The sequence below is a fragment of the Enterobacter sp. WPR_3_1 genome, from assembly GCF_003635055.1.
Lineage (GTDB): Bacteria > Pseudomonadota > Gammaproteobacteria > Enterobacterales > Enterobacteriaceae > Enterobacter > Enterobacter ludwigii.
Window position 1 is genome coordinate 272,583 of the sequence record NZ_RBXU01000008.1, and the last position, 20,992, is coordinate 293,574.

The following is a 20,992-nucleotide window of genomic DNA, read 5'->3' on the forward strand; positions in this document are numbered from 1 at the left end:
TCCCGATTCATATCAAAATTCCAATTTTTTCTATTATTTATACTGTGTCGCATTCTTGATACCGGACAATCTCATGTCAGTAAGTTCTTTTAACCGACGCTGGGCGGCGGTGATCCTTGAAGCCCTGACTCGCCATGGCGTCAGGCACGTGTGTATTGCACCGGGTTCTCGTTCAACCCCGCTGACGCTGGCGGCCGCTGAAAACCGGGCATTTATTCACCACACTCATTTTGATGAACGCGGGCTTGGCCATCTGGCGCTGGGGCTGGCGAAAGCCAGCAACGAGCCTGTGGCGGTGATTGTGACCTCCGGTACCGCGGTGGCAAACCTCTATCCGGCGCTGATCGAAGCCGGATTAACCGGGGAGAAACTGATCCTGCTGACCGCGGATCGTCCCCCCGAGCTTATCGACTGTGGCGCCAACCAGGCCATTCGTCAGCCGGGCATCTTTGCCTCGCACCCTTCACAGGCAATCGCGCTACCGCGTCCTACTCAGGATATTCCGGCAAGCTGGCTGGTCTCGACAATCGATCATGCCATCGGGACACTGCGCAGCGGGGCGCTGCATATTAACTGTCCGTTTGCCGAACCGCTGTATGGCGAAATGGATGACACCGGTCTTGAATGGCAGCGCACCCTGGGTGAGTGGTGGCAAAGTGAAAAGCCGTGGCTGCGTGCACAACCGCATCCTGAAAGCGCCAGACAACGTGACTGGTTCTTCTGGCGGCAGAAACGTGGCGTGGTGGTTGCCGGGCGCATGAGCGCCGCGCAAGGCAAGCTGGTTGCGGAATGGGCGCAAACCCTTGGCTGGCCGCTGATTGGCGACGTACTTTCCCAGACCGGTCAGCCGCTGCCGTGTGCCGATCTCTGGCTGGGGAATGCGAAGGCGGTCACCGAGCTTTCGCAGGCGCAGATTATTGTCCAGCTCGGCTCAAGCCTGACCGGTAAACGGTTACTGCAGTGGCAGGCTACCTGTGATCCAGAAGAGTACTGGCTGGTGGACTCGCTGGACGGGCGGCTCGACCCGGCGCACCATCGTGGTCGTCGTCTGGTCAGTGAGATTGATGCCTGGCTTGCGCTCCATCCGGCTGAAAAACGCAAGCCCTGGGCCGTTGCGATCCCGGCGCTTTCGGAACAGGCCTGGGCGTTAACCCAGGCGAGCTGCGAAGCGTTCAGTGAGGCCGGGCTGGCACACCGTATTCGTCAGTATCTGCCCGAGCAGGGGCAGCTGTTTGTCGGCAACAGCCTGGTGGTTCGCCTGATAGATGCCTTTTCAAAGCTGCCAGCCGGTTACCCGGTCTACAGTAACCGGGGGGCCAGCGGCATTGACGGGTTGATCTCCACGGCGGCGGGCGTACAGCGTGCCAGCGCGAAGTCTACGCTGGCGATCGTTGGCGATCTCTCCGCGCTGTACGACCTCAATGCCCTGGCGCTGCTGCGTCAGGTTTCGGCACCGTTTGTGCTGATTGTGGTTAACAACAACGGTGGACAGATTTTCTCCCTGCTGCCCACCCCGCAGAGCGAACGTGAGCGTTTCTATCTGATGCCGCAGAACGTGCAGTTTGAACACGCCGCGGCAATGTTCAGCCTGAAATACCATCGCCCGGAAAGCTGGGAAGCGCTTGATGCGGCCCTGAGCAGCGCCTGGCGACAGCCCGGTGCGACGCTGATCGAACTGGTGGTGAACGATGCTGACGGCGCGCAGAAACTGCAAAGCCTGCTGGCCCAGGTAAGCCACCTGTGATCCTCGCGGGCGTGCAGCAGGCTGGAAAGCCAGGTTATCCCTGGCTGGTGTTTTTGCACGGTTTTTCCGGGGATTGCCGCGAGTGGCAGACGGTCGGGGCGGCGCTGAGCGATTACCCGCAGCTGTATCTCGACCTGCCGGGGCACGGTGAATCCGGCAATACTGGCGTAACCGGGTTCGAGGAGATGAGCGATTTGCTGACCCGAACCCTGCTTAGTTACAACATACTGAATTTCTGGCTGGTGGGGTACTCCCTCGGCGGCCGCATTGCGATGTTCCATGCCTGCCAGCAGCCAGAGGGGCTGAAGGGCATTATTGTGGAAGGCGGCCATCCCGGGCTACAGGATGCCGGTGAGCGGAGTGCGCGGCTGGCATCCGATCGCCGCTGGGCGCGGCGCTTTCGTACCGAGGCGCTCGACGTGGTTTTCACCGACTGGTACCGACAACCTGTATTTGCTTCCCTGACGGACGTTCAGCGGCAGGCGCTTATTCGCCTGCGTAGCCAGAACAATGGCGCGACTCTGGCGATGATGCTCGAGGCCACCTCGCTGGCCGTGCAGCCTGATTTGCGTCCGGCACTGAGCGCCTGCAACGTCGCTTTTGATTATTTATATGGTGAACGTGATGAGAAGTTCAAAGCCCTTGCGGCTGAACTGCACGCCGTACGCCATGCGATTCCCCATGCCGGACACAACGCCCACCGGGAAAACCCCGCTGCGGTTGCTGCGAGTCTGGCTCAGATACTGCGTCTTCGAATAAAGGACTCTCTATGATCTATCCTGATGAACACATGCTCTATGCGCCGGTTGAATGGCAAGACTGCTCCGAAGGTTACTCCGACATTCGTTACCACAAATCCGCAGACGGCATTGCCAAAATCACCATCAACCGCCCGCAGGTGCGTAACGCGTTCCGTCCGCTGACCGTCAAAGAGATGATTCAGGCGCTGGCAGACGCGCGCTATGACGACAACATCGGTGTTATCGTCCTGACCGGCGAAGGTGAAAAAGCGTTCTGTGCCGGTGGCGATCAGAAAGTGCGCGGCGATTACGGCGGATACCAGGATGACTCTGGCGTTCACCACCTGAACGTGCTCGATTTCCAGCGCCAGATCCGCACCTGTCCAAAACCGGTAGTGGCGATGGTGGCAGGCTACTCCATCGGCGGCGGCCATGTGCTTCACATGATGTGTGACCTGACCATTGCCGCAGAGAACGCCATCTTTGGCCAGACGGGCCCGAAAGTGGGGTCGTTCGATGGTGGCTGGGGGGCTTCCTACATGGCTCGCATTGTCGGTCAGAAAAAAGCCCGCGAAATCTGGTTCCTGTGCCGTCAGTATACTGCTCAGGAAGCGCTGGATATGGGCCTGGTGAACACCGTGGTGCCAATTGCCGACCTCGAGAAAGAGACCGTGCGCTGGTGTCGTGAAATGCTGCAAAACAGCCCAATGGCGCTGCGCTGCCTGAAAGCGGCCCTGAATGCCGACTGTGACGGTCAGGCAGGTCTGCAGGAGCTGGCAGGTAACGCCACCATGCTGTTCTACATGACCGAAGAAGGGCAGGAAGGTCGCAACGCCTTTAACGAAAAACGCCAGCCTGACTTCAGCAAATATAAACGGAATCCGTAATGCGTCGCGCGCAGGTTTACCGCTGGCAGATACCGATGGACGCGGGCGTGGTGCTGCGTGAACGGCGGTTAAAAACCCGTGATGGCATGCTGGTGCATCTGCAGCAGGGCGAGCAGGAAGGCTGGGGCGAGATTTCGCCGCTGCCGGGCTTTAGCCTTGAATCGCTGGATGACGCGCAGACGGTATTGCTGGCGTGGGCCAGTGAGTGGCGTGAGGGCGCGAACCCGGCGTTGCCGGAGGTGCCTTCCGCGGCTTTTGGTATTAGCTGCGCGCTGGCGGAGCTGGATGGTAGCTTGCCTGCAGAGGCTAATTACCGCGCGGCACCGCTCTGTACGGGCGATCCGGATGAACTGTTTGCGTTGCTCGCCGCCATGCCGGGCGAGAAAGTGGCGAAAATCAAAGTCGGTCTCTATGAAGCGGTGCGCGATGGGATGGTCGCTAACCTCTTACTGGAAGCATTGCCCGACCTGCATCTGCGTCTGGATGCTAACCGCGCCTGGACGCCGCTGAAGGCGCAGCAGTTCGCGAAGTACGTAAACCCGGCGTACCGCAGTCGTATCGCGTTTCTGGAAGAGCCGTGTAAAACCCGCGACGATTCCCGGGCGTTTGCCCGTGAAACCGGCATTGCCATCGCGTGGGATGAAAGCCTGCGTGAAGACGGCTTTGCGTTTGTCGCCGAACCGGGTGTCCGCGCGGTGGTCATTAAACCGACGTTGACCGGCAGCCTTGCTAAGGTACGTGAGCAGGTCGCGGCGGCCCATGCCGCCGGGCTGACGGCGGTCATCAGCTCTTCGATTGAGTCCAGCCTGGGGCTGACGCAACTGGCGCGCGTTGCCGCCTGGTTAACGCCAGACACTGTCCCCGGTCTCGATACGCTGAACCTGATGCAAAATCAGCTTATCCGTCCGTGGCCAGACAGCACGCTGCCGCTCCTTGACGTTGAGGGGCTGGAGCCGTTGCTATGAGTTTTACCGACTGGCCGTGGCGACACTGGTGCGCGCAGTATGCTGATAAACCGGCCCTGAGGCTGAACGATGAGACGCTCAGCTGGCAACAGCTGTGTGCGCGCATCGACAGACTGGCCGCAGGCTTTCAGCTGCAGGGTGTGCAGGAGGGCGACGGCGTACTGCTGCTGGCGCATAATCACCCGCAAACCCTGATGGCGTGGCTGGCATTGCTTCAGTGCGGGGCACGTATTCTTCCCGTTAACCCGCAACTGCCGCACCCGTTGCTGGACGTGTTGCTCCCGCAGATGACGCTGCGCTTTGCCCTGGTGCTGGACGGCGTCTACGACGGGCTGGTCGCGCTCAGTATGCGCGAGGCGCCGGGCGGGTGTCGCGTGGCGTGGCAACCATCGCGGCTGGCTTCCATGACGCTGACATCCGGTTCAACCGGTTTACCCAAGGCGGCGGTCCATACCTGTGCCGCCCATCTTGCCAGTGCGCGCGGCGTGCTTTCGCTGATGCCCTACGGCGATGAAGACGACTGGCTGCTCTCCCTGCCGCTGTTTCATGTCTCCGGGCAGGGGATTTTGTGGCGCTGGCTGCAGGCTGGCGCGCGCTTAACCGTCCGCGAGAAGCAGCCGCTGGCGCAGGCCCTGCAGGGCTGTACGCATGCCTCACTGGTACCGACGCAGCTCTGGCGTCTGCTTAATGCACATCAGCCTGTCGCGCTGAAAGCCGTACTGCTTGGCGGGGCCGCGATCCCCGTTGACCTGACTCAGCAGGCGAGCCAGCGGGGGATCCGCACTTTCTGTGGCTACGGTCTGACGGAGTTTGCCTCAACGGTTTGTGCCAAAGAGGCGGACGGTGAACCGGACGTCGGCGCTGCGCTGCCGGGCAGAGAGGTGCGGGTGGTTGACGGTGAAGTGTGGATCAAAGCGCAAAGTATGGCCGCAGGTTACTGGCGGGACGGTGCATTGATTCCGCTGACCAATGCACAGGGCTGGTTTGCCACCCGCGATCGCGGGGAATGGCATGACGGGCGCCTGACGATCCTTGGCCGAATGGACAACCTCTTTTTCAGCGGGGGCGAAGGGATCCAGCCGGAAAGCCTTGAGCGGGTTATTGCCCGCCATCCGCAGATAAACCAGGCGTTTATCGTCCCACTCGATGACGCCGAGTTCGGTCAGCGTCCGGTGGCGGTGGTGGAGTGTGAACCGGGAACCGATATCACCGGCTTCCCGGCATGGGTACAGGGCAAACTGGCGCGCTTTGAGCAGCCAGTGCACTGGCTGATGCTGCCGGCAGAGCTTAAAAATGGCGGGATTAAGATCTCCCGCCAGGCATTAAAACAGTGGGTCACCCGTCTGTTGAAAGGATAATCAACCGATATCCGGTGCCGGTTTGCGCTGGCGGCGACGCAGCAGACGCAATACCGGCGGAACCACAATCACCAGAATGGCCATCGCTAACAGCACCTTCGTCACGCTGCTGTCCCACAGAATAGACATATTGCCGTTGCTGATGGACAAGGCGCGGCGCAGGTTCTGCTCCAGCATCTCTCCCAGCACAAAGCCTAAAATCAGCGGCGACATCGGGAAGTGCATCTTTCGCAGGATGTAGCCCAGTACGCCAAGCAGCACCATCAGCACCAGATCGAAAGTGGTGCTGTGTACCGCATACACCCCCACCGCAGAGACGGCCGCGATAGCCGGCACCAGGAACCACAGGGGAATTGTCAGCATCCGGGTGAACAGACCAATCAGCGGAATGTTCATGACCAGCAGCATCACGTTGGCGATCAGCAGCGCTGCAATCAGCCCCCAGACAATATCCGGCTGCTCGGTAAACATGGCCGGTCCTGGCGTAATGTTATAGAGCGTCAGCGCGCCCATCATCACCGCCGTGGTGCCCGAGCCCGGCACGCCAAGGGTCAGCATCGGGATAAACGAACCGCAGGCCGAGGCGTTATTCGCAGCCTCTGGTGCCGCTACCCCGCGAATGTCCCCCTTGCCGAAGCTGTCACTGTTGCCGCTGAGCTTTTTCTCGGTCATGTAAGTGATGGCGCTGGCGATGGTGGCCCCGGCCCCCGGCAGAATGCCGACGAAGAAGCCAATCACCGACGAACGCAGCGTCGCGCCGATACACTGTGCGCCCTCTTTGGCACTGAAAAGCATGCGGCCCGTTTTACGCACCAGCGTCTGTCCGCTGCTGGTATGTTCCAGCATCAATAAAATTTCAGAGACCGAGAACAGGCCAATCACGACCACGATAAACTGCACGCCGTCGGAAAGGTGCACGCTGTCAAAGGTAAAGCGATAAACCCCGGTGTTGGCATCCACGCCGACGGTGGCTAACCCTAAGCCAATCAGCGCGGACAAAAACGATTTCAGCGGATTCTGCGCCATCATGCTGCCGAGACAGGCGATGGCAAAGACCATCAGCGCAAAATACTCTGCCGGACCAAACGCCAGCGACCACTGGGCCAGCGCTGGGGCAAACAGAATGATACCGCCGATGGCAATCAGCGAACCACAAAATGAACTGACCGCGGAGATGGACAGCGCCACGCCACCGCGACCCTGCCGTGCCATCGGGTAGCCATCCAGCGCGGTCATAATGGCCGCCGCATCGCCGGGCACGTTCAGCAGGATGGAGGAAATACGCCCGCCATATTCACAGCCGATATACACCGTCGCCAGCAGGATCAGCGCCGATTCCGCAGGCAGATGCAGGGCAAACGCCAGCGGGAGTAAAATGGCAACGCCGTTAATCGGCCCAAGGCCGGGCAGCAGACCCACAATGGTCCCGACAAAGCAGCCGATCAGGGCTATCACCAGGTTTTCCGGGGTCATCGCCACGGCGAACCCCTGCGAGAGATAAATCCAGGTATCCATAGCGTGCTCCGTTAATTAAACCATGCGCCGAGCGGTAAGGTCACATCCAGCAGGCGGTCAAAGACAAACCACAGCAAGACCCCCATTACCGCGCCGGAAATCCCCGCCGCCGGGAGGGTGGCGTTAAACAGCATGCCGATCACCATCGTCAGGATGGCGGTTGCCACCGGAAAGCCGAGCCACTCAAAACCCCAGGCGTACATCAGCAGAACAATGACCATCACCAGCAGACGCTGCAGAATACGGCGCGGTGGCCACTCTACGGTATCCGGATGACGGAGCAGCAGGGCCACTGAGCAGAGCAGCATCAGTCCAACAATGCCCATCGGGAAGGGGCGCGGCCCCACCGGTTCATAGCTGTACTCGCTGTGGATCTGCCAGGCGACGAACATCCCACCGACGCAGAGCAGCAGCCAAATCCCGGCAAAAATACGATCGCTCATACCGCCTCCGGTTATTTGGCAAGGCCAAAGGCTTTCGCCTGTTCGCGATAGTCATTGACCTGTTTTTTGACGTACTCATCCAGCGGTTTGCCGCTCAGGTTGAACTCAAACAGCCCGCGCAGATCGCGCTGCTTTTTAAACGCTTCGGTCTGCTGGAGTTTATTGAAGGTTTCGACCCACCACTGATATTCGGCATCGGTCACTTTTGGCCCGACGAAGAAACCGCGGATAATCGGCCAGACCAGGTCATAACCCTGTTCTTTTGCGGTAGGGACGTTCGCCAGCTGGCCCGGCAGGCGGTTCTCAGAGAAGACCGCCAGCACGCGGATTTTATCGCCGTTCAGGTAGGGCACCATTTCACTGAGATCGCCAGATACCGCCTGAACGTGATTTCCCATCAGCGCCGTCACCGGTTCGCCGCCCCCTTCAAACGCCACGTAGCGCATCTTGTGAGGATCAACCTTCGCCTGCTGTGCCAGCAGGGCGGCTTTCATCCAGTCCTGGCTGCCGATGGAGGCACCGGCGCCAATCACCACGCTGTTCGGATCTTTTTCCATGGCGGTCAGCAGGTCTTTCAGGGATTTCCAGGGTGAATCCGCGCGCACGGCAATCATGCCGTAGTCGGTACCGACGGTTGCCAGCCAGCGCACGTCATCCACGCCGTAGCGGCCAAACTTCCCCTGAGACAAGTTCAACAGCGAGCCACCGGAGAAAGCCACCACCGTGCCGGCTTCCGCAGGGCGTTGCGCGACAATCGCGTTGTACGCAACGGCACCCACGCCGCCGGGCATATAGGTCACGCGCATGGGTTTTGCGATAGCGCCGGTCTCCAGCATGCTGACCTGAATGAGTTTGCAGGTGAGATCGAAACCGCCGCCGGGTTTCGCCGGCGCGATGCACTCGGTGCGGGACGGGGCATCCTGCGCCTGAACGACAGAGGCACTTATCATCAATACGCTTGCAGCAAGAGTCGAAAGTAGTTGTTTTTTCATCGTTTATCCTCACGCCGGAGTTCCGGGAGTACGGGTACGGGTCTTTTTTCTGATTATGTGAACCACCTTGTAGCGGTTCCGTTGCGTGATTGTTAAAACAATAACCTTTCATTTCCCTTTCAAAGCGACACCAACTTTACAGGATGTGATATGCGTCTCTTACTGGCGGAAGATAATCGTGAGCTGGCTCACTGGCTGGAGAAAGCGCTGGTGCAGGAGGGCTTTGCCGTGGACTGCGTTTCTGACGGGCGCGCTGCCGACCATCTGCTGCAGGGAGAAAGCTATGCGGTTGCCATTCTGGACATCGGAATGCCCGGCTTTGACGGTCTGGAGGTCGTGCATCGTCTGCGTAAACGCGGTCAGACGCTGCCCGTCCTGTTTCTCACCGCGCGCAGTAACGTGGCGGACCGGGTGAAAGGGCTCAACGCCGGGGCGGATGATTATCTGCCGAAACCGTTTGAGCTGGAGGAGCTTGACGCGCGGCTGCGCGCCCTGTTGCGCAGAAGCGAAGGGCGAACGCAGGAGCGTCAGCGCCTTGGGGAGCTGGAATATGACGACGAAGGCTTTTTCCTGCTGCGCGACGAGCCTCTGTCGCTCACGCCGCGTGAACTGTCGCTGCTGAAGGTGTTGATGCATCGCCGGACCCGCCCCGTTTCCCGGCAGCAGCTGTTCGATCAGGTGTTTAGCCTGAATGACGACGTCAGCCCGGAGAGTATCGATCTCTATATTCATCGTCTGCGCAAAAAGCTCAGCGGTAGCGGCGTGAGGGTCACCACCCTTCGCGGACTGGGTTATGTGCTGGAGTGCGGCGATGAGGTGGGTTAAGCCGCAGTCGCTTTACCTGCAGCTGCTGCTGTTTCTTGGGCTTCCGTTGCTGTTGCTGTGGGGGTTGTCGGCATTTAACAGCTATGTCAGCGCATTGCAGGCAGCCACGCAGGCTTACGACCGCACGCTGTTATCCTCTGCCCGAACAATATCGGAGCGGCTGGAGGTTCACGACGGCAGGCTGGGCGTGAATGTTCCCTGGGTGGTGCTCGACAGCTTTGAACTCAATATGAACGACCGGCTCTATTATAAAGTGGTTGATCCCGACGGGCGGGTGATCTCCGGTTATGACGATCTGCCCCGGATGCCCCCGGCAACATCCCGCACCACGCTCTATCCGGCGCTGGCCTGGTTTTATCACACCGAATATCGCGGGCAGGCGATCCGTGTCGCGCGTCTGCTGCAGCCCGTCAATGAAGGGAATATCGTCGGCATGGCGGAGATTTATGTCGCGGAGACGCTCCAGTCCCGCCGTTATCTCGCCAGTCAGTTGCTCTTTTCATCATGGGTCTCTCAGGGATTGCTGGTGCTGCTGACCCTGGTGTTGACCGCGTGGTTGTTGCGTCGCGTACTGCGCCCAATGCGCCAGCTCTCTTCGTTGATGGTGCGTCGTGATCCAGGCCTGCTCGCGCCGCTGCCGGAGTTGTTGCCCTGGTCTGAGACCCGGCTGCTGATTGTGGCGTTCAACCGCTATATCGACAGGCTGCGCGGCGTGCTGTCGCGTCAGGAACGTTTCAACGCGGATGCCTCGCATCAGCTCAAAACCCCGCTGGCGGTGCTGAAAACCCAGGTCTCCGTTGCCCTGATGCGTCAGGATCCCGCCCTGTGGCAGGAGAGCCTGCGGGCAATGAATGCGACCCTGGATGACACCATTGTACTGACCGAACGGCTGCTGCAGCTTTCCGCTGTGAAGCGTAAGGAGCAGGGGGAGGGCCAGTTTGCGCCGGTGGATTTGGTTCAGGTGGTGCAAAACTGCTGCTTCTCCCGGCTGGCGCAGGCGCGCAGTAAAGCGATTGACCTGGGCTATGACGGTCGGCAACAGCCGGTCATGATCGAAGGCGATGACGTGCTGCTGGGGGAGTTGTGCGCCAACCTGCTGGAGAATGCGATCAAATATACCCCTGCAGAAGGGACAGTGACCGTGTTCCTACGAACGGACCAGGGCGCCGTTGAGCTGAGCGTGGAGGACAGTGGTCCGGGCATCGAAAAGGACCAGATCCAGCAGGCGATGCTGCCTTTCCACCGGCTGGATAACGTCGGAGATGCCGCCGGGTCAGGGATCGGGCTGGCGCTGGCCGCTGATATTGCCCGTCTGCACCGAAGTCCTTTGCAGCTGACGCGCAGCGAAACGCTGGGTGGCCTGAGCGTTAAAATGCGTTTTCTGCTGCTCACGTAAAAAAACACCGGGTATCAAATCGTTACAAACTACTCGCCTGCCGCACGCAGAGTGCTTGATCCCCGGGCGACTCAGGTTAAAATCTCGCGGTTTTGGGACTTCTCTATAAAATTGTGCGGGATCACGACAATGAAAAAAGTGGCATTAGTGGGCTTAGGCCTGATGGTTGTTTCTTCGGCGGCGAACGCCATCAGCTTCAACGGCTCGGCGGGTCAGGATTATACTCACCTCGGCTTTGGCCTTGGGACCGAGACCTCCGGTCTGGCGATGACCGGCGGCTGGACACATAACGATGACGATGGCGATGCGGCAAGTCTCGGCCTGGGTCTGAACATTCCGCTTGGCCCGTTCCTGGCCACCGTGGGCGGTAAGGGAATTTACACTAACCCGAACGACGGCGATGAAGGTTATGCGGCGGCGGTAGGCGGCGGCCTGCAGTGGAAAATTGGTGATAGCTTCGGCCTGTTCGGCGAGTATTACTACTCACCGGATTCGCTCTCCAGCGGTATCGACAGCTATGAAGAAGCCAACGCGGGCGCGCGCTGGACCATCATGCGTCCGATTACGATTGAAGCAGGCTATCGCTATCTGAACCTGGCGGGTAAAGACGGCAACCGCGACAACGCACTGGCTGACGGCCCGTACGTGGGGGTCAGCGCAGGGTTCTAATCACGCCGGCGCGGCATTCTGTCGCGCCAGTTTCTCTCTTCTCCCGACATCCATTTGCGCTATAGTGTTTTGACCATATAAGCGGGAGAACACAATGATTAACGTGGAGATGTTATCCACCGGCGACGAAGTGCTGCATGGACAAATTATTGATACCAATGCTGCCTGGCTTGCCGATCTTTTCTTTGAGCAAGGATTACCGTTAACGCGTCGCAATACGGTGGGCGACAATCTTGAGTCACTGGTGAATGTGCTGCGCGAGCGTAGCGAACACGCCGACGTGTTGATTGTGAACGGCGGGCTCGGTCCCACCAGCGACGATCTCAGCGCCCTGGCCGCCGCGACCGCAAAAGGTGAAGGGCTGGTGCTGCATGAAGAGTGGCTGGCGCAGATGGAGCGTTTCTTCTCCGAACGTGGCCGTGTTATGGCACCCAGCAACCGCAAGCAGGCGGAAATTCCCGCCAGCGCCGAACTGGTCGATAACCCCGTGGGTACTGCGTGTGGGTTTGCCATTACGCTGAACCGCTGCCTGATGTTCTTCACGCCGGGCGTACCGTCAGAATTTAAAGTGATGGTCGAGCAGCAGATCCTGCCGCGCCTTCGCGAACGTTTTACCCTGCCTGAGCCTCCGCTCTGCCTGCGTCTGACCACGTTTGGCCGCTCCGAAAGCGATCTGGCCCAGAGTCTTGATCATCTCTCCCTGCCACCCGGTGTCTCAATGGGCTACCGCTCCTCCATGCCCATCATTGAACTCAAGCTGACAGGGCCGGCCTCAGAGAAGGCGGCGATGCTGGCGCTCTGGCCGGAGGTGCAGCGCGTGGCAGGTGAAAGCCTGATCTTTGAAGGCACCGAGGGGCTGCCGGCGCAGATTGCGTCACATCTGCAGTCTCGGCAGCTGAGCGTGACCTTAAGTGAACAGTTCACCGGCGGCCTGCTGGCGCTGCAGCTGTCGCGCGCCAGTGCGCCGCTGTTAGCCAGTGAAGTGGTGCCGTTCCAGCAGGAAACGCTGGCGCAGACCGCGCGCTGGGCTTCGGAAAGAAGGGTGAAACATTTTGCTGGCCTGGCGCTGTTTGTGGGGGGGCTGGATGAGGAACATCTCAACTTTGCGCTGGCGACGCCGGAAGGCACGTATGCTTTGCGGGTTAAAATGAGCATTACTCGCCACAGTCTGGCGGTACGTCAGGAGGTCTGCGCCATGATGGCGCTGAACATGCTGCGCCGCTGGCTGAAGGGTAAAGAGGTGGCCAGCGAGCACGGCTGGATTAATGTTGTCGAATCGCTGTTTGTTGAGTGATGCCTTTGCCGGGGCGTTTTGCCCCGGCACGGTTTAGCCCAGCGCCTTCGCCAGCAGAGTGATCGGATGCTCGCAGCGCTTGCTGGTAGACATCTCTATCTGCCACTTGCAGGTTTCGCAGTCGGTGACCACGATATCTGCGCCGCTCTCTTCAATCTGGCGAAACAGCGGGGCGCCGATCGCCTGTGACGTTTCGTAGTTTTCTCGCTTAAAACCGTAAGTGCCCGCGATGCCGCAGCAGCGCGAGTCCAGCACCGTCAGCTCCAGCCCCGGAATGAGCCGCAACAGCTCAAGCGTATAGAGCGACCAGCCCATTTTTTCCATATGACACGGTGTGTGATACACCACTTTCAGCGGTAGTTCCCGCAGCGGCAGCGTCTGCCCGCTGTCCAGTTTGCGCCACAGGAAACGCGTCGCCAGCTCAATGTGCTCGCGCAGACCGGTGTTATCCACGTCCAGCAGGTGCGGATACTCATCACGCAGGGTGAAGGTACAGGTGGACGAGGTGGCCAGCACCGGAATTCCTTTATCAACGATGGCCTCGCGCAGGGACGTGACGTTGCTTTTGGCCTGTCTGCGCGCCTTATCGGTAAAACCGTTGGCAATCAACGGCACACCGCAGCACTTCTCTTTATTCAGGAGCTGCACGCCGGTCCCCATCGCGTTGAGTACCTTCAGCAGATCTTTTCCCAGTTGCGGGTGGTTGTAGTTGACATAGCAGCCGTGGAAGAACGCGACCTGATCGGTGTACTGCGCCTGTTCCGCTGCCACGGATGTATACCAGCGCCGGAAGGTACCGTGAGAGTATTTTGGCAGGCTGCGGTGGTGGTCTATCTTTAGCGTCGCATCCAGCAGTTTTCGCACCGGCTTGAGAGACGTTGCAGCATTCACCAGCGGGGCAAAAGGCGTGGAGACACTGCCCATCAGGTCGGTGTGACTCAGGATCGCATCGCGCAGGGACGGCTTTTGCGTGCTGTAACGCGCGCGGGCTCGCTGGATGATATCGCCGATTTTCACGTCCGACGGACAGGCCACTTCGCAACGTTTACAGTTGATGCAGTATTTCAGCGCCTCATCGTACAGCGCACCGTCTTTAAGACGCAGGCGCTCGCCGTCAGGTCCGGCCTGTTTCGGGCCCGGGTAGCGCGGATTCACACCGCTGACCGGGCAGACGGTGGTACAAACTGTGCATTTGATGCAGCTTTCAAACCGGGTATCGTTCATTGCTCAGCCTCCATGCGCTGGCCAATTTGCTCTGCCACATACAGCGCCGTGATGGCGCAGACCCCGCCGCCGCAACCCTGAGCGATGGGATCGTATCCCCCCAGAAGAGAGCCAATGGCATAGAGATTACTGACCGGCTGACCAGAAAGTTGCGGGTGCAGTTGCTTATCGACAATCACGCCGAACTGCTGCCAGGGTTGTGGGGTGAAGAAATCACTCTGATACCAGTCCGCGCGGGAGGGCGTTTGCCGGACATCCAGCCCCATAATGGCCTCCTGGATGCCGTCCCGACGGCTCAGCAGCCCGTTGCTGAAGAAACTGCCGCTTGCCAGCACCGTATAACGCGCGCGAAGCGGAATATCAGCGTGATTACGCGTCCAGACTTCGCTCACCGAGCCATCCGTCAGGGTGATTTTTTTCACCTCGTCACCCGCCATCCACACGCCACCCTGAGCGATAAACCGCCGCTGAAGCTGGGTATGCAGGCGAATGCCGGGGACAGAAGGGGGAAGCGTCGGCAGCAGGCCAAGCGAGCAGGGCAGGCGATCCGAGAGCCAGCGCCAGAGCCGGTTGTCGCTTAAGCCAAAGCAGGCGGGCATAAACAGCGTGTCGCAACCTTCGGCCAGTGGCCGAAGCGCGGCATACAGCAGCGGCCATTTATCGTCGTTGTCGAGAAAACGGGCAATATTCACCGCGCGAAACTCGCTCGGGTTGTCGCGCAGGACGTCAAGCTCAGGAAGCTCTATCTCAGCCGTGTGTGCATTCACGCCCTGGCGACAGAGTGATGCCGCAGCGAGGTGGGGCTGAAAATCAAGAAAACCGCTAATACCCACGACCAGGACCCGCCCTGCGTTAAAGGGGGCAACAGGCACCTCTTCCGGGCTGAGCCAGGCAGAGCGCAGGGTGCCGAGCGGGGTAACCCGATGATGATTTTTCCGGGCGTTACCCTGCAGCCGTGCACCGCACTCGGCCAGAAGGGTTTCGGCTTCATGGGCGAAGCGGTCGACGGTGTCTCTGCCCGTCAGGTTATAGGGATGCTCTGGCGGCAGGGCATCGCGATACGCCTCATCCAGCAGATCCAGCGAACCCGACGAGAAGTGCAATGCGCTCTGGCCCCGGGTGATGATGGCGCAGCGCAGCCCCTGCTTCGTTAGCCTGATACCACAGAGCAGACCCGCCAGCCCACCACCGACAATCACGGTATCAAATTTCATCCTGTTGCTCCTTCTCAAGACCGCACAGCCCCTGGTAGACCCAGCGGGTAAACTCGCTTTCACGCAGGGCATCACCCCAGGCGACAGGCTGAATACCTTTCCAGCGTTCGTTCAGGAAATCACTGAGTTGTGCCAGCGACTGGGTGGCAGTGGTGGTATGAAAACGTTGTAACAACCCGGCGGCACGGCAGGCGCACAGCTCACCCTGGCAGGTGCCCATGCCCACGCGGGTGCGCCGACGTAAATCAAGCAGGCTGTTGACGGTCAGATTCTCCACGGCGTATTGCACTTCACCCGCCGTGACGGCTTCGCATTCACACACCAGGCTACGGCTCAGCCGTCCTTCCCCCAGCCAGACCGGCGTGCGGTCTCCGTGGCGGTAGATGGCGGAACCGCGCAGGGGGGCGGAAAGGGAGATTATTTTTTGCAGCGTTTTCTCGGTGGACTGACGCGAGCCGGGCAGAGGTTGCTCTGCGGTCACACACCGTTCGCTGTTACCCAGCTTGCGACAGACGGCATCGGTTGCCCACTCGGCCATCAGGCGGTAGGTCATCAGCTTGCCGCCGGTGATGGTGATAAACCCGTCCAGGCCATCGCGCGCGGCGTGGTCGAGCAGCACGATGCCACGGCTGACGTTGCGCCCGCTCGGGTCGTTATCGCTCGCCACCAGAGGGCGCACGCCGGCATAGGCGCGAAGAATTCGGGTCTGCGCCATCACAGGGGCCAGCTTTTCCCCTTCGCGCAGCAGGATATCCACCTCGTCGGCGGTCACGCGGTTGTAATCAATCTCGCTATAGTCCACGTGGGTTGAGGTGGTGCCGATAAGCGAAATGGTATCGCCCGGCACCAGGATGTCGGCATCAGAAGGTTTACGGCAGCGGTTGATCACGTGGTTGTTAATGCGGTGGTCGAGGATCAGCAGCGAGCCTTTTGCCGGGAACATGCGCACAGACAGCTCGGCGTACTCCGCGATGCGTTGCCCCCAGATCCCCGCCGCGTTGACCACCACGGCGGCGTACAGTTCGCCATGCTCCTTATACTGCGTATCAAAAACACGTACGCCGCAGACGCGGTTCCCTTCACGGATAAGCCCGGTCACTTCCTGCCCGGTCAGAACCTGTGCGCCGTGTTCACGGGCGTCCAGCATGTTCGCGGCGGTCAGGCGGAAAGGGTCAACCGTGCCGTCCGGGACCTTCACCGCACCGATAAGGGCCGGGTTGACAGACGGTTCCAGACGACGCGCGAGTTCGGGGTCGATGACGTCAGCCTCAATCCCTGCAGCGCGGCAGGCGGTCACAAAGGTTGGCTGAAATGCGAGATCGTCTTCGGGAAGCGTAATGAACAGACCGTTGGTCGGTTCAATGCAGTGGCGGGCAATGCGTCTCAGGATCTGGTTTTCAGCAATGCATTCCCGCGCGGATTCGGGGTCGGTCACCGCGTAACGGGCACCACTGTGCAGCAGGCCATGATTGCGCCCGGTTGCGCCCGTCGCAATGTCATGGCGCTCCAGAAGCGTGACGCTCAGCCCACGCAGGGCGCAGTCGCGTGCGATGCCGGCGCCGGTCGCGCCACCGCCAATGATAATCACATCGCTGTAGCGAGGATCGTGAATTGTCATTGTTATCCCTCTGTGTTCGTTTTTTACCATTTAGCCACATCAAAACTGTGGTTTGTTTGATTTCGAACATAAACGAACGAAATTCGAAAGTGAAACGTGATTCCATGCGCTTTTCTGCGCACATTGTCATATTTCTGTAACAATTTGTGCGTTGATTCACAGTAACAATCACCGTGATTTCTTAACATCGCCGCCTCTCTGGAGTGTGGGGCAGTTAAACCCCTGTAAATTCAATACCTGGCCACGGAGGCTGTCATGCTCAGTATCTTCAAACCTGCGCCGCATCGGGCGCGTCTGCCAGAGGCAGAAATTGATCCGCTATACCGTCGTCTGCGTTGGCAAATCTTCCTGGGGATCTTCTTCGGGTACGCGGCGTACTACCTGGTACGTAAAAACTTTGCGCTCGCCATGCCGTATCTGGTGGAACAGGGCTTTTCTCGTGGCGATCTGGGGTTCGCGCTGTCGGGGATCTCTATCGCCTACGGTTTTTCCAAATTCATCATGGGTTCAGTGTCCGATCGCTCGAATCCACGCGTGTTCCTGCCTGCGGGTCTGATCCTGGCGGCAGCGGTGATGCTGTTCATGGGCTTTGTGCCATGGGCAACCTCCAGCATCGCCGTGATGTTCGTGCTGCTGTTCCTCTGTGGCTGGTTCCAGGGAATGGGGTGGCCGCCGTGCGGGCGCACCATGGTGCACTGGTGGTCGCAGAAAGAGCGTGGCGGCATCGTGTCGGTGTGGAACTGCGCGCATAACGTCGGTGGTGGTATTCCACCTCTGCTGTTCCTGCTGGGGATGGCGTGGTTTAACGACTGGAAAGCCGCGCTTTATATGCCTGCCTTTGGTGCCATTCTGGTGGCGGTTATCGCTTTCGCCCTGATGCGTGACACGCCGCAGTCCTGTGGCCTGCCGCCGATTGAAGAGTACAAAAACGACTATCCGGATGATTACAGCGAGCAGCATGAAGAAGAGCTGACGGCCAAACAGATCTTCATGAAGTACGTCCTGCCCAACAAACTGCTGTGGTATATCGCGGTGGCCAACGTCTTCGTGTACCTGCTGCGTTACGGCATCCTCGACTGGTCACCTACCTATCTGAAAGAGGTGAAGCATTTCGCGCTGGATAAATCCTCCTGGGCTTACTTCCTCTATGAGTACGCCGGGATCCCGGGGACGCTGATTTGCGGCTGGATGTCGGACAAAGTGTTCCGGGGTAACCGTGGTGCGACGGGCGTCTTCTTTATGACGCTGGTGACCATTGCCACCGTGGTTTACTGGCTCAACCCGCCGGGTAACCCGTCAATCGATATGGCCTGTATGATCGTCATTGGCTTCCTGATTTACGGCCCGGTTATGCTGATTGGTCTGCATGCCCTGGAGCTGGCGCCGAAGAAAGCGGCAGGTACGGCGGCCGGCTTTACCGGTCTGTTCGGTTACCTGGGCGGTTCGGTCGCGGCGAGCGCCATTGTGGGCTACACCGTTGACTTCTTCGGCTGGGACGGCGGCTTTATGGTGATGATTGGCGGTAGCGTGCTGGCGGTGCTGCTGTTGATTGTGGTGATGATTGGTGAAAAACGTCATCACGCCGAAATGCAGGCGCGTCGTCAATAAGGAGAAGGCTGATGAAATTAACTTACGTAGCAACGGGCCTGCTGCTGGCGGGCCTGATGACAGGCTCAGCGCTGGCTAACGAGAAAATGGTTATCGCCCATCGCGGCGCAAGCGGCTATCTGCCAGAGCACACGCTCCCGGCAAAAGCGATGGCCTATGCGCAGGGGGCAGATTATCTCGAGCAGGATCTGGTGATGACCCGTGACGACCAGCTGGTCGTCCTTCATGACCACTATCTTGACCGCGTGACGGACGTGGCTGAGCGTTTTCCGGCCCGCGCCCGCAAAGATGGTCGCTACTACGCCATTGACTTTACGCTGGATGAGATTCGTTCGCTGAAGTTTACCGAGGGTTTCGAGGTTGAAAACGGCAAGAAGGTGCAGGTCTATCCGGGACGTTTCCCGATGGGTAAATCTGATTTTCGCATTCATACCTTCGAAGAAGAGATTGAGTTTGTTCAGGGACTGAACCACTCAACCGGGAAAAACATCGGCATCTACCCGGAGATAAAAGCGCCGTGGTTCCACCATCAGGAAGGGAAGGACATTGCCGCGAAGACGCTGGACGTGCTGAAAAAGTACGGCTACACCAGCAAGCGCGACAAAGTCTATCTGCAGTGTTTTGACGCCGCTGAGCTGAAGCGCATCAAAACCGAGCTGGCGCCAAAGAGAGGGATGGATCTCAATCTGGTACAGCTGATTGCCTACACCGACTGGAATGAAACTCAGGAGAAACAGCCCGACGGCACGTGGGTGAATTACAACTACGACTGGATGTTTAAGCCGGGCGCAATGAAACAGATCGCGCAGTACGCCGACGGTATCGGACCGGATTACCATATGCTGGTGGCGGAAGGCTCAACGCCAGGCCACGTCAAGCTGACGGCAATGGTGAAAGAGGCGCACGCCAGTCATATGCAGGTTCATCCGTATACGGTGCGTGCGGACCAGCTACCGGCTTATGCGACGGACGTAAACCAGCTGTACGACGTGCTGTATAACCAGGCCGGGGTGGACGGGCTGTTCACCGATTTCCCCGATAAAGCCGTGCAGTTTTTGAAGTAAAAGAAAAAGGGCCGTAAGGCCCTTTTTTATGTCGCCCGGAGGGGCGGTTTACATCTCAATCTCTATATCGCCTTTTGCCCGGCAGCAGCAGGGCAAAATTTCACCTTCGTTGATGAAGGCCAGCGGTTCGGTCAGCCAGTCCACTTGTCCGGCGACTAAACGGCAGCGACATGATCCGCAATAGCCTGAGCGGCATTGATACTCCACTTCAACCTGATGCGCCTCAAGCGCAATCAACAGGGAAGGGTGTTCTTCCCGGCACAGCACTTCGGTACCGGAAAGGCTAAGCGTTACGCGGCTCATCAGAGCTGGAAGTCGCTCAGGTCGTCGGTGTTAACTTCAGAGTCAATCTGCCCGACCAGATAAGAACTGACTTCCACTTCCTGTGGCGCAACCTGCACGTTATCGGATACCAGCCAGGTGTTGATCCACGGAATTGGGTTAGAGCGGGTTTTGAACGGCAGCTCAAGCCCGACTGCCTGCATACGGATGTTGGTGATGTACTCAACATACTGGCACAGGATGTCTTTGTTCAGGCCAATCATGGAGCCGTCGCGGAACAGGTAGTCTGCCCACTCTTTCTCCTGCTGAGCGGCCAGCACGAACAGGTCATAGCACTCCTGTTTGCACTCTTCGGCAATCTCAGCCATCTCCGGATCGTCTGTACCGCTGCGCAGCAGGTTCAGCATATGCTGGGTGCCGGTCAGGTGCAGGGCTTCGTCACGGGCGATCAGACGGATGATTTTGGCATTACCTTCCATCAGCTTGCGTTCCGCAAACGCGAAGGAGCAGGCGAAGCTCACGTAGAAGCGGATGGCTTCCAGTGCGTTAACGCTCATCAGGCACAGGTAAAGCTGTTTCTTCAGCGCGCGCAGGCTCACGGTGACGGTTTTGCCGTTCACGGTGTGGGTGCCTTCGCCCAGCAGATGCCAGTAGCTGGTCATCTCGATCAGTTCGTCGTAGTAGTGCGCAATACCTTCAGCACGTTTCTGGATCTGCTCGTTAGTGACGATATCGTCAAACACCACCGCCGGATCGTTAACGATGTTGCGGATAATGTGGGTGTAAGAGCGGGAGTGGATGGTCTCAGAAAACGCCCAGGTTTCCACCCAGGTTTCCAGCTCCGGAATGGAGATCAGCGGCAGCAGCGCCACGTTCGGGCTACGGCCCTGAATGGAGTCCAGCAGCGTCTGGTACTTCAGGTTGCTGATGAAGATATGCTTTTCGTGCTCCGGCAACGCCTGGAAATCGATACGATCGCGAGAGACGTCAACTTCTTCCGGGCGCCAGAAGAAGGAGAGTTGCTTTTCAATCAGCTTTTCGAAGATGTCATATTTTTGCTGATCGTAGCGTGCCACGTTGACCGGTTGCCCGAAGAACATCGGCTCTTTGAGCTGGTCGTTTTTCGTCTGTGAAAAGGTGGTGTATGCCATGAA

Annotated in this window: 19 protein-coding genes; 11 read left to right on the forward strand and 8 right to left on the reverse strand. The window is 59.0% G+C overall.

Features of this window, described 5'->3' with window-relative positions:
* The first annotated feature begins 73 nt into the window (after positions 1-73).
* The 5 genes from menD to menE are packed head-to-tail and all read left to right on the forward strand — an operon-like array spanning position 74 to position 5,694.
* Positions 74-1,744, forward strand: a complete 1,671-nt coding sequence (gene menD, locus BJ887_RS03110) for a 2-succinyl-5-enolpyruvyl-6-hydroxy-3-cyclohexene-1-carboxylic-acid synthase (protein ID WP_121339235.1) — start codon at positions 74-76, stop codon at positions 1,742-1,744.
* Positions 1,741-2,517 (forward strand): 2-succinyl-6-hydroxy-2,4-cyclohexadiene-1-carboxylate synthase, encoded by a 777-nt coding sequence (gene menH / locus BJ887_RS03115; RefSeq protein WP_121339237.1) that lies wholly within the window; start codon positions 1,741-1,743, stop codon positions 2,515-2,517. Before menD ends, menH begins: the two co-directional genes overlap by 4 nt.
* A complete protein-coding gene (gene menB, locus BJ887_RS03120) occupies positions 2,514-3,371 on the forward strand; it encodes a 1,4-dihydroxy-2-naphthoyl-CoA synthase (RefSeq protein ID WP_014170982.1) in 858 nt (285 codons plus the stop codon). Before menH ends, menB begins: the two co-directional genes overlap by 4 nt.
* Positions 3,371-4,336 carry an o-succinylbenzoate synthase gene (gene menC / locus BJ887_RS03125; RefSeq protein WP_121339238.1) on the forward strand — a complete coding sequence of 322 codons (966 nt, stop codon included), beginning with the start codon at positions 3,371-3,373 and terminating at the stop codon, positions 4,334-4,336. The genes menB and menC overlap by 1 nt, the downstream gene beginning before the upstream one ends.
* Entirely contained in the window at positions 4,333-5,694 is a 1,362-nt protein-coding gene (gene menE / locus BJ887_RS03130) for an o-succinylbenzoate--CoA ligase (protein ID WP_106503365.1), read from the forward strand. Before menC ends, menE begins: the two co-directional genes overlap by 4 nt.
* Here menE and BJ887_RS03135 read toward each other — a convergent pair whose 3' ends face one another.
* From BJ887_RS03135 to BJ887_RS03145, 3 genes are read right to left on the reverse strand one after another with little or no spacing between them, the layout of a single operon-like run.
* Positions 5,695-7,209, reverse strand: a complete 1,515-nt coding sequence (locus BJ887_RS03135; RefSeq protein WP_014170979.1) for a tripartite tricarboxylate transporter permease — start codon at positions 7,207-7,209, stop codon at positions 5,695-5,697.
* 11 nt (positions 7,210-7,220) lie between these two features.
* Complete coding sequence (locus BJ887_RS03140) at positions 7,221-7,652, reverse strand: tripartite tricarboxylate transporter TctB family protein (protein WP_121339240.1); 432 nt, start codon at positions 7,650-7,652, stop codon at positions 7,221-7,223.
* Between the two features lie 11 nt (positions 7,653-7,663).
* Positions 7,664-8,644 (reverse strand): tripartite tricarboxylate transporter substrate binding protein, encoded by a 981-nt coding sequence (locus tag BJ887_RS03145; RefSeq protein ID WP_014170977.1) that lies wholly within the window; start codon positions 8,642-8,644, stop codon positions 7,664-7,666.
* 150 nt (positions 8,645-8,794) lie between these two features.
* On the opposite strand from BJ887_RS03145, the gene tctD reads away from it, so the two are divergent.
* From tctD to BJ887_RS03165, 4 genes are all read left to right on the forward strand, one after another.
* A complete protein-coding gene (gene tctD / locus BJ887_RS03150) occupies positions 8,795-9,469 on the forward strand; it encodes a transcriptional regulator TctD (RefSeq protein ID WP_014170976.1) in 675 nt (224 codons plus the stop codon).
* Positions 9,456-10,865, forward strand: coding sequence for a sensor histidine kinase (locus BJ887_RS03155; protein WP_121339242.1), 1,410 nt, complete (start codon positions 9,456-9,458; stop codon positions 10,863-10,865). Before tctD ends, BJ887_RS03155 begins: the two co-directional genes overlap by 14 nt.
* Positions 10,866-10,994: 129 nt before the next feature.
* On the forward strand, positions 10,995-11,534 hold the full coding sequence (locus BJ887_RS03160) for a YfaZ family outer membrane protein (RefSeq protein ID WP_020883156.1): 540 nt from the start codon (positions 10,995-10,997) through the stop codon (positions 11,532-11,534).
* Between the two features lie 94 nt (positions 11,535-11,628).
* Positions 11,629-12,828 (forward strand): nicotinamide mononucleotide deamidase-related protein YfaY, encoded by a 1,200-nt coding sequence (locus BJ887_RS03165; protein ID WP_014170973.1) that lies wholly within the window; start codon positions 11,629-11,631, stop codon positions 12,826-12,828.
* A 33-nt stretch (positions 12,829-12,861) separates the two neighbouring features.
* Here the strand turns inward: BJ887_RS03165 and glpC are convergent, their stop codons facing one another.
* Genes glpC through glpA form a run of 3 tightly spaced genes read right to left on the reverse strand, consistent with a single transcriptional unit; the run spans position 12,862 to position 16,884 of the window.
* Positions 12,862-14,052: an anaerobic glycerol-3-phosphate dehydrogenase subunit GlpC gene (gene glpC, locus BJ887_RS03170; RefSeq protein WP_014170972.1), complete on the reverse strand. Its 1,191-nt coding sequence runs from the start codon at positions 14,050-14,052 to the stop codon at positions 12,862-12,864.
* Positions 14,049-15,266, reverse strand: a complete 1,218-nt coding sequence (gene glpB / locus BJ887_RS03175; protein ID WP_047742954.1) for a glycerol-3-phosphate dehydrogenase subunit GlpB — start codon at positions 15,264-15,266, stop codon at positions 14,049-14,051. The genes glpC and glpB overlap by 4 nt, the downstream gene beginning before the upstream one ends.
* The gene (gene glpA, locus BJ887_RS03180) at positions 15,256-16,884 is read right to left on the reverse strand and encodes an anaerobic glycerol-3-phosphate dehydrogenase subunit A (RefSeq protein WP_121339244.1); all 1,629 of its coding nucleotides are present in this window, start codon (positions 16,882-16,884) and stop codon (positions 15,256-15,258) included. Before glpA ends, glpB begins: the two co-directional genes overlap by 11 nt.
* 255 nt (positions 16,885-17,139) lie before the next feature.
* On the opposite strand from glpA, the gene glpT reads away from it, so the two are divergent.
* Positions 17,140-18,492: a glycerol-3-phosphate transporter gene (glpT, locus tag BJ887_RS03185; RefSeq protein ID WP_025203601.1), complete on the forward strand. Its 1,353-nt coding sequence runs from the start codon at positions 17,140-17,142 to the stop codon at positions 18,490-18,492.
* Between the two features lie 11 nt (positions 18,493-18,503).
* Positions 18,504-19,556, forward strand: coding sequence for a glycerophosphodiester phosphodiesterase (gene glpQ / locus BJ887_RS03190; RefSeq protein ID WP_032678598.1), 1,053 nt, complete (start codon positions 18,504-18,506; stop codon positions 19,554-19,556).
* Between the two features lie 48 nt (positions 19,557-19,604).
* On the opposite strand, the gene yfaE is transcribed toward glpQ, so the two are convergent.
* The gene (gene yfaE, locus BJ887_RS03195) at positions 19,605-19,859 is read right to left on the reverse strand and encodes a class I ribonucleotide reductase maintenance protein YfaE (protein WP_014170967.1); all 255 of its coding nucleotides are present in this window, start codon (positions 19,857-19,859) and stop codon (positions 19,605-19,607) included.
* Positions 19,859-20,989: a class Ia ribonucleoside-diphosphate reductase subunit beta gene (nrdB, locus tag BJ887_RS03200; protein ID WP_014170966.1), complete on the reverse strand. Its 1,131-nt coding sequence runs from the start codon at positions 20,987-20,989 to the stop codon at positions 19,859-19,861. The genes yfaE and nrdB overlap by 1 nt, the downstream gene beginning before the upstream one ends.
* Positions 20,990-20,992: the final 3 nt, after the last annotated feature.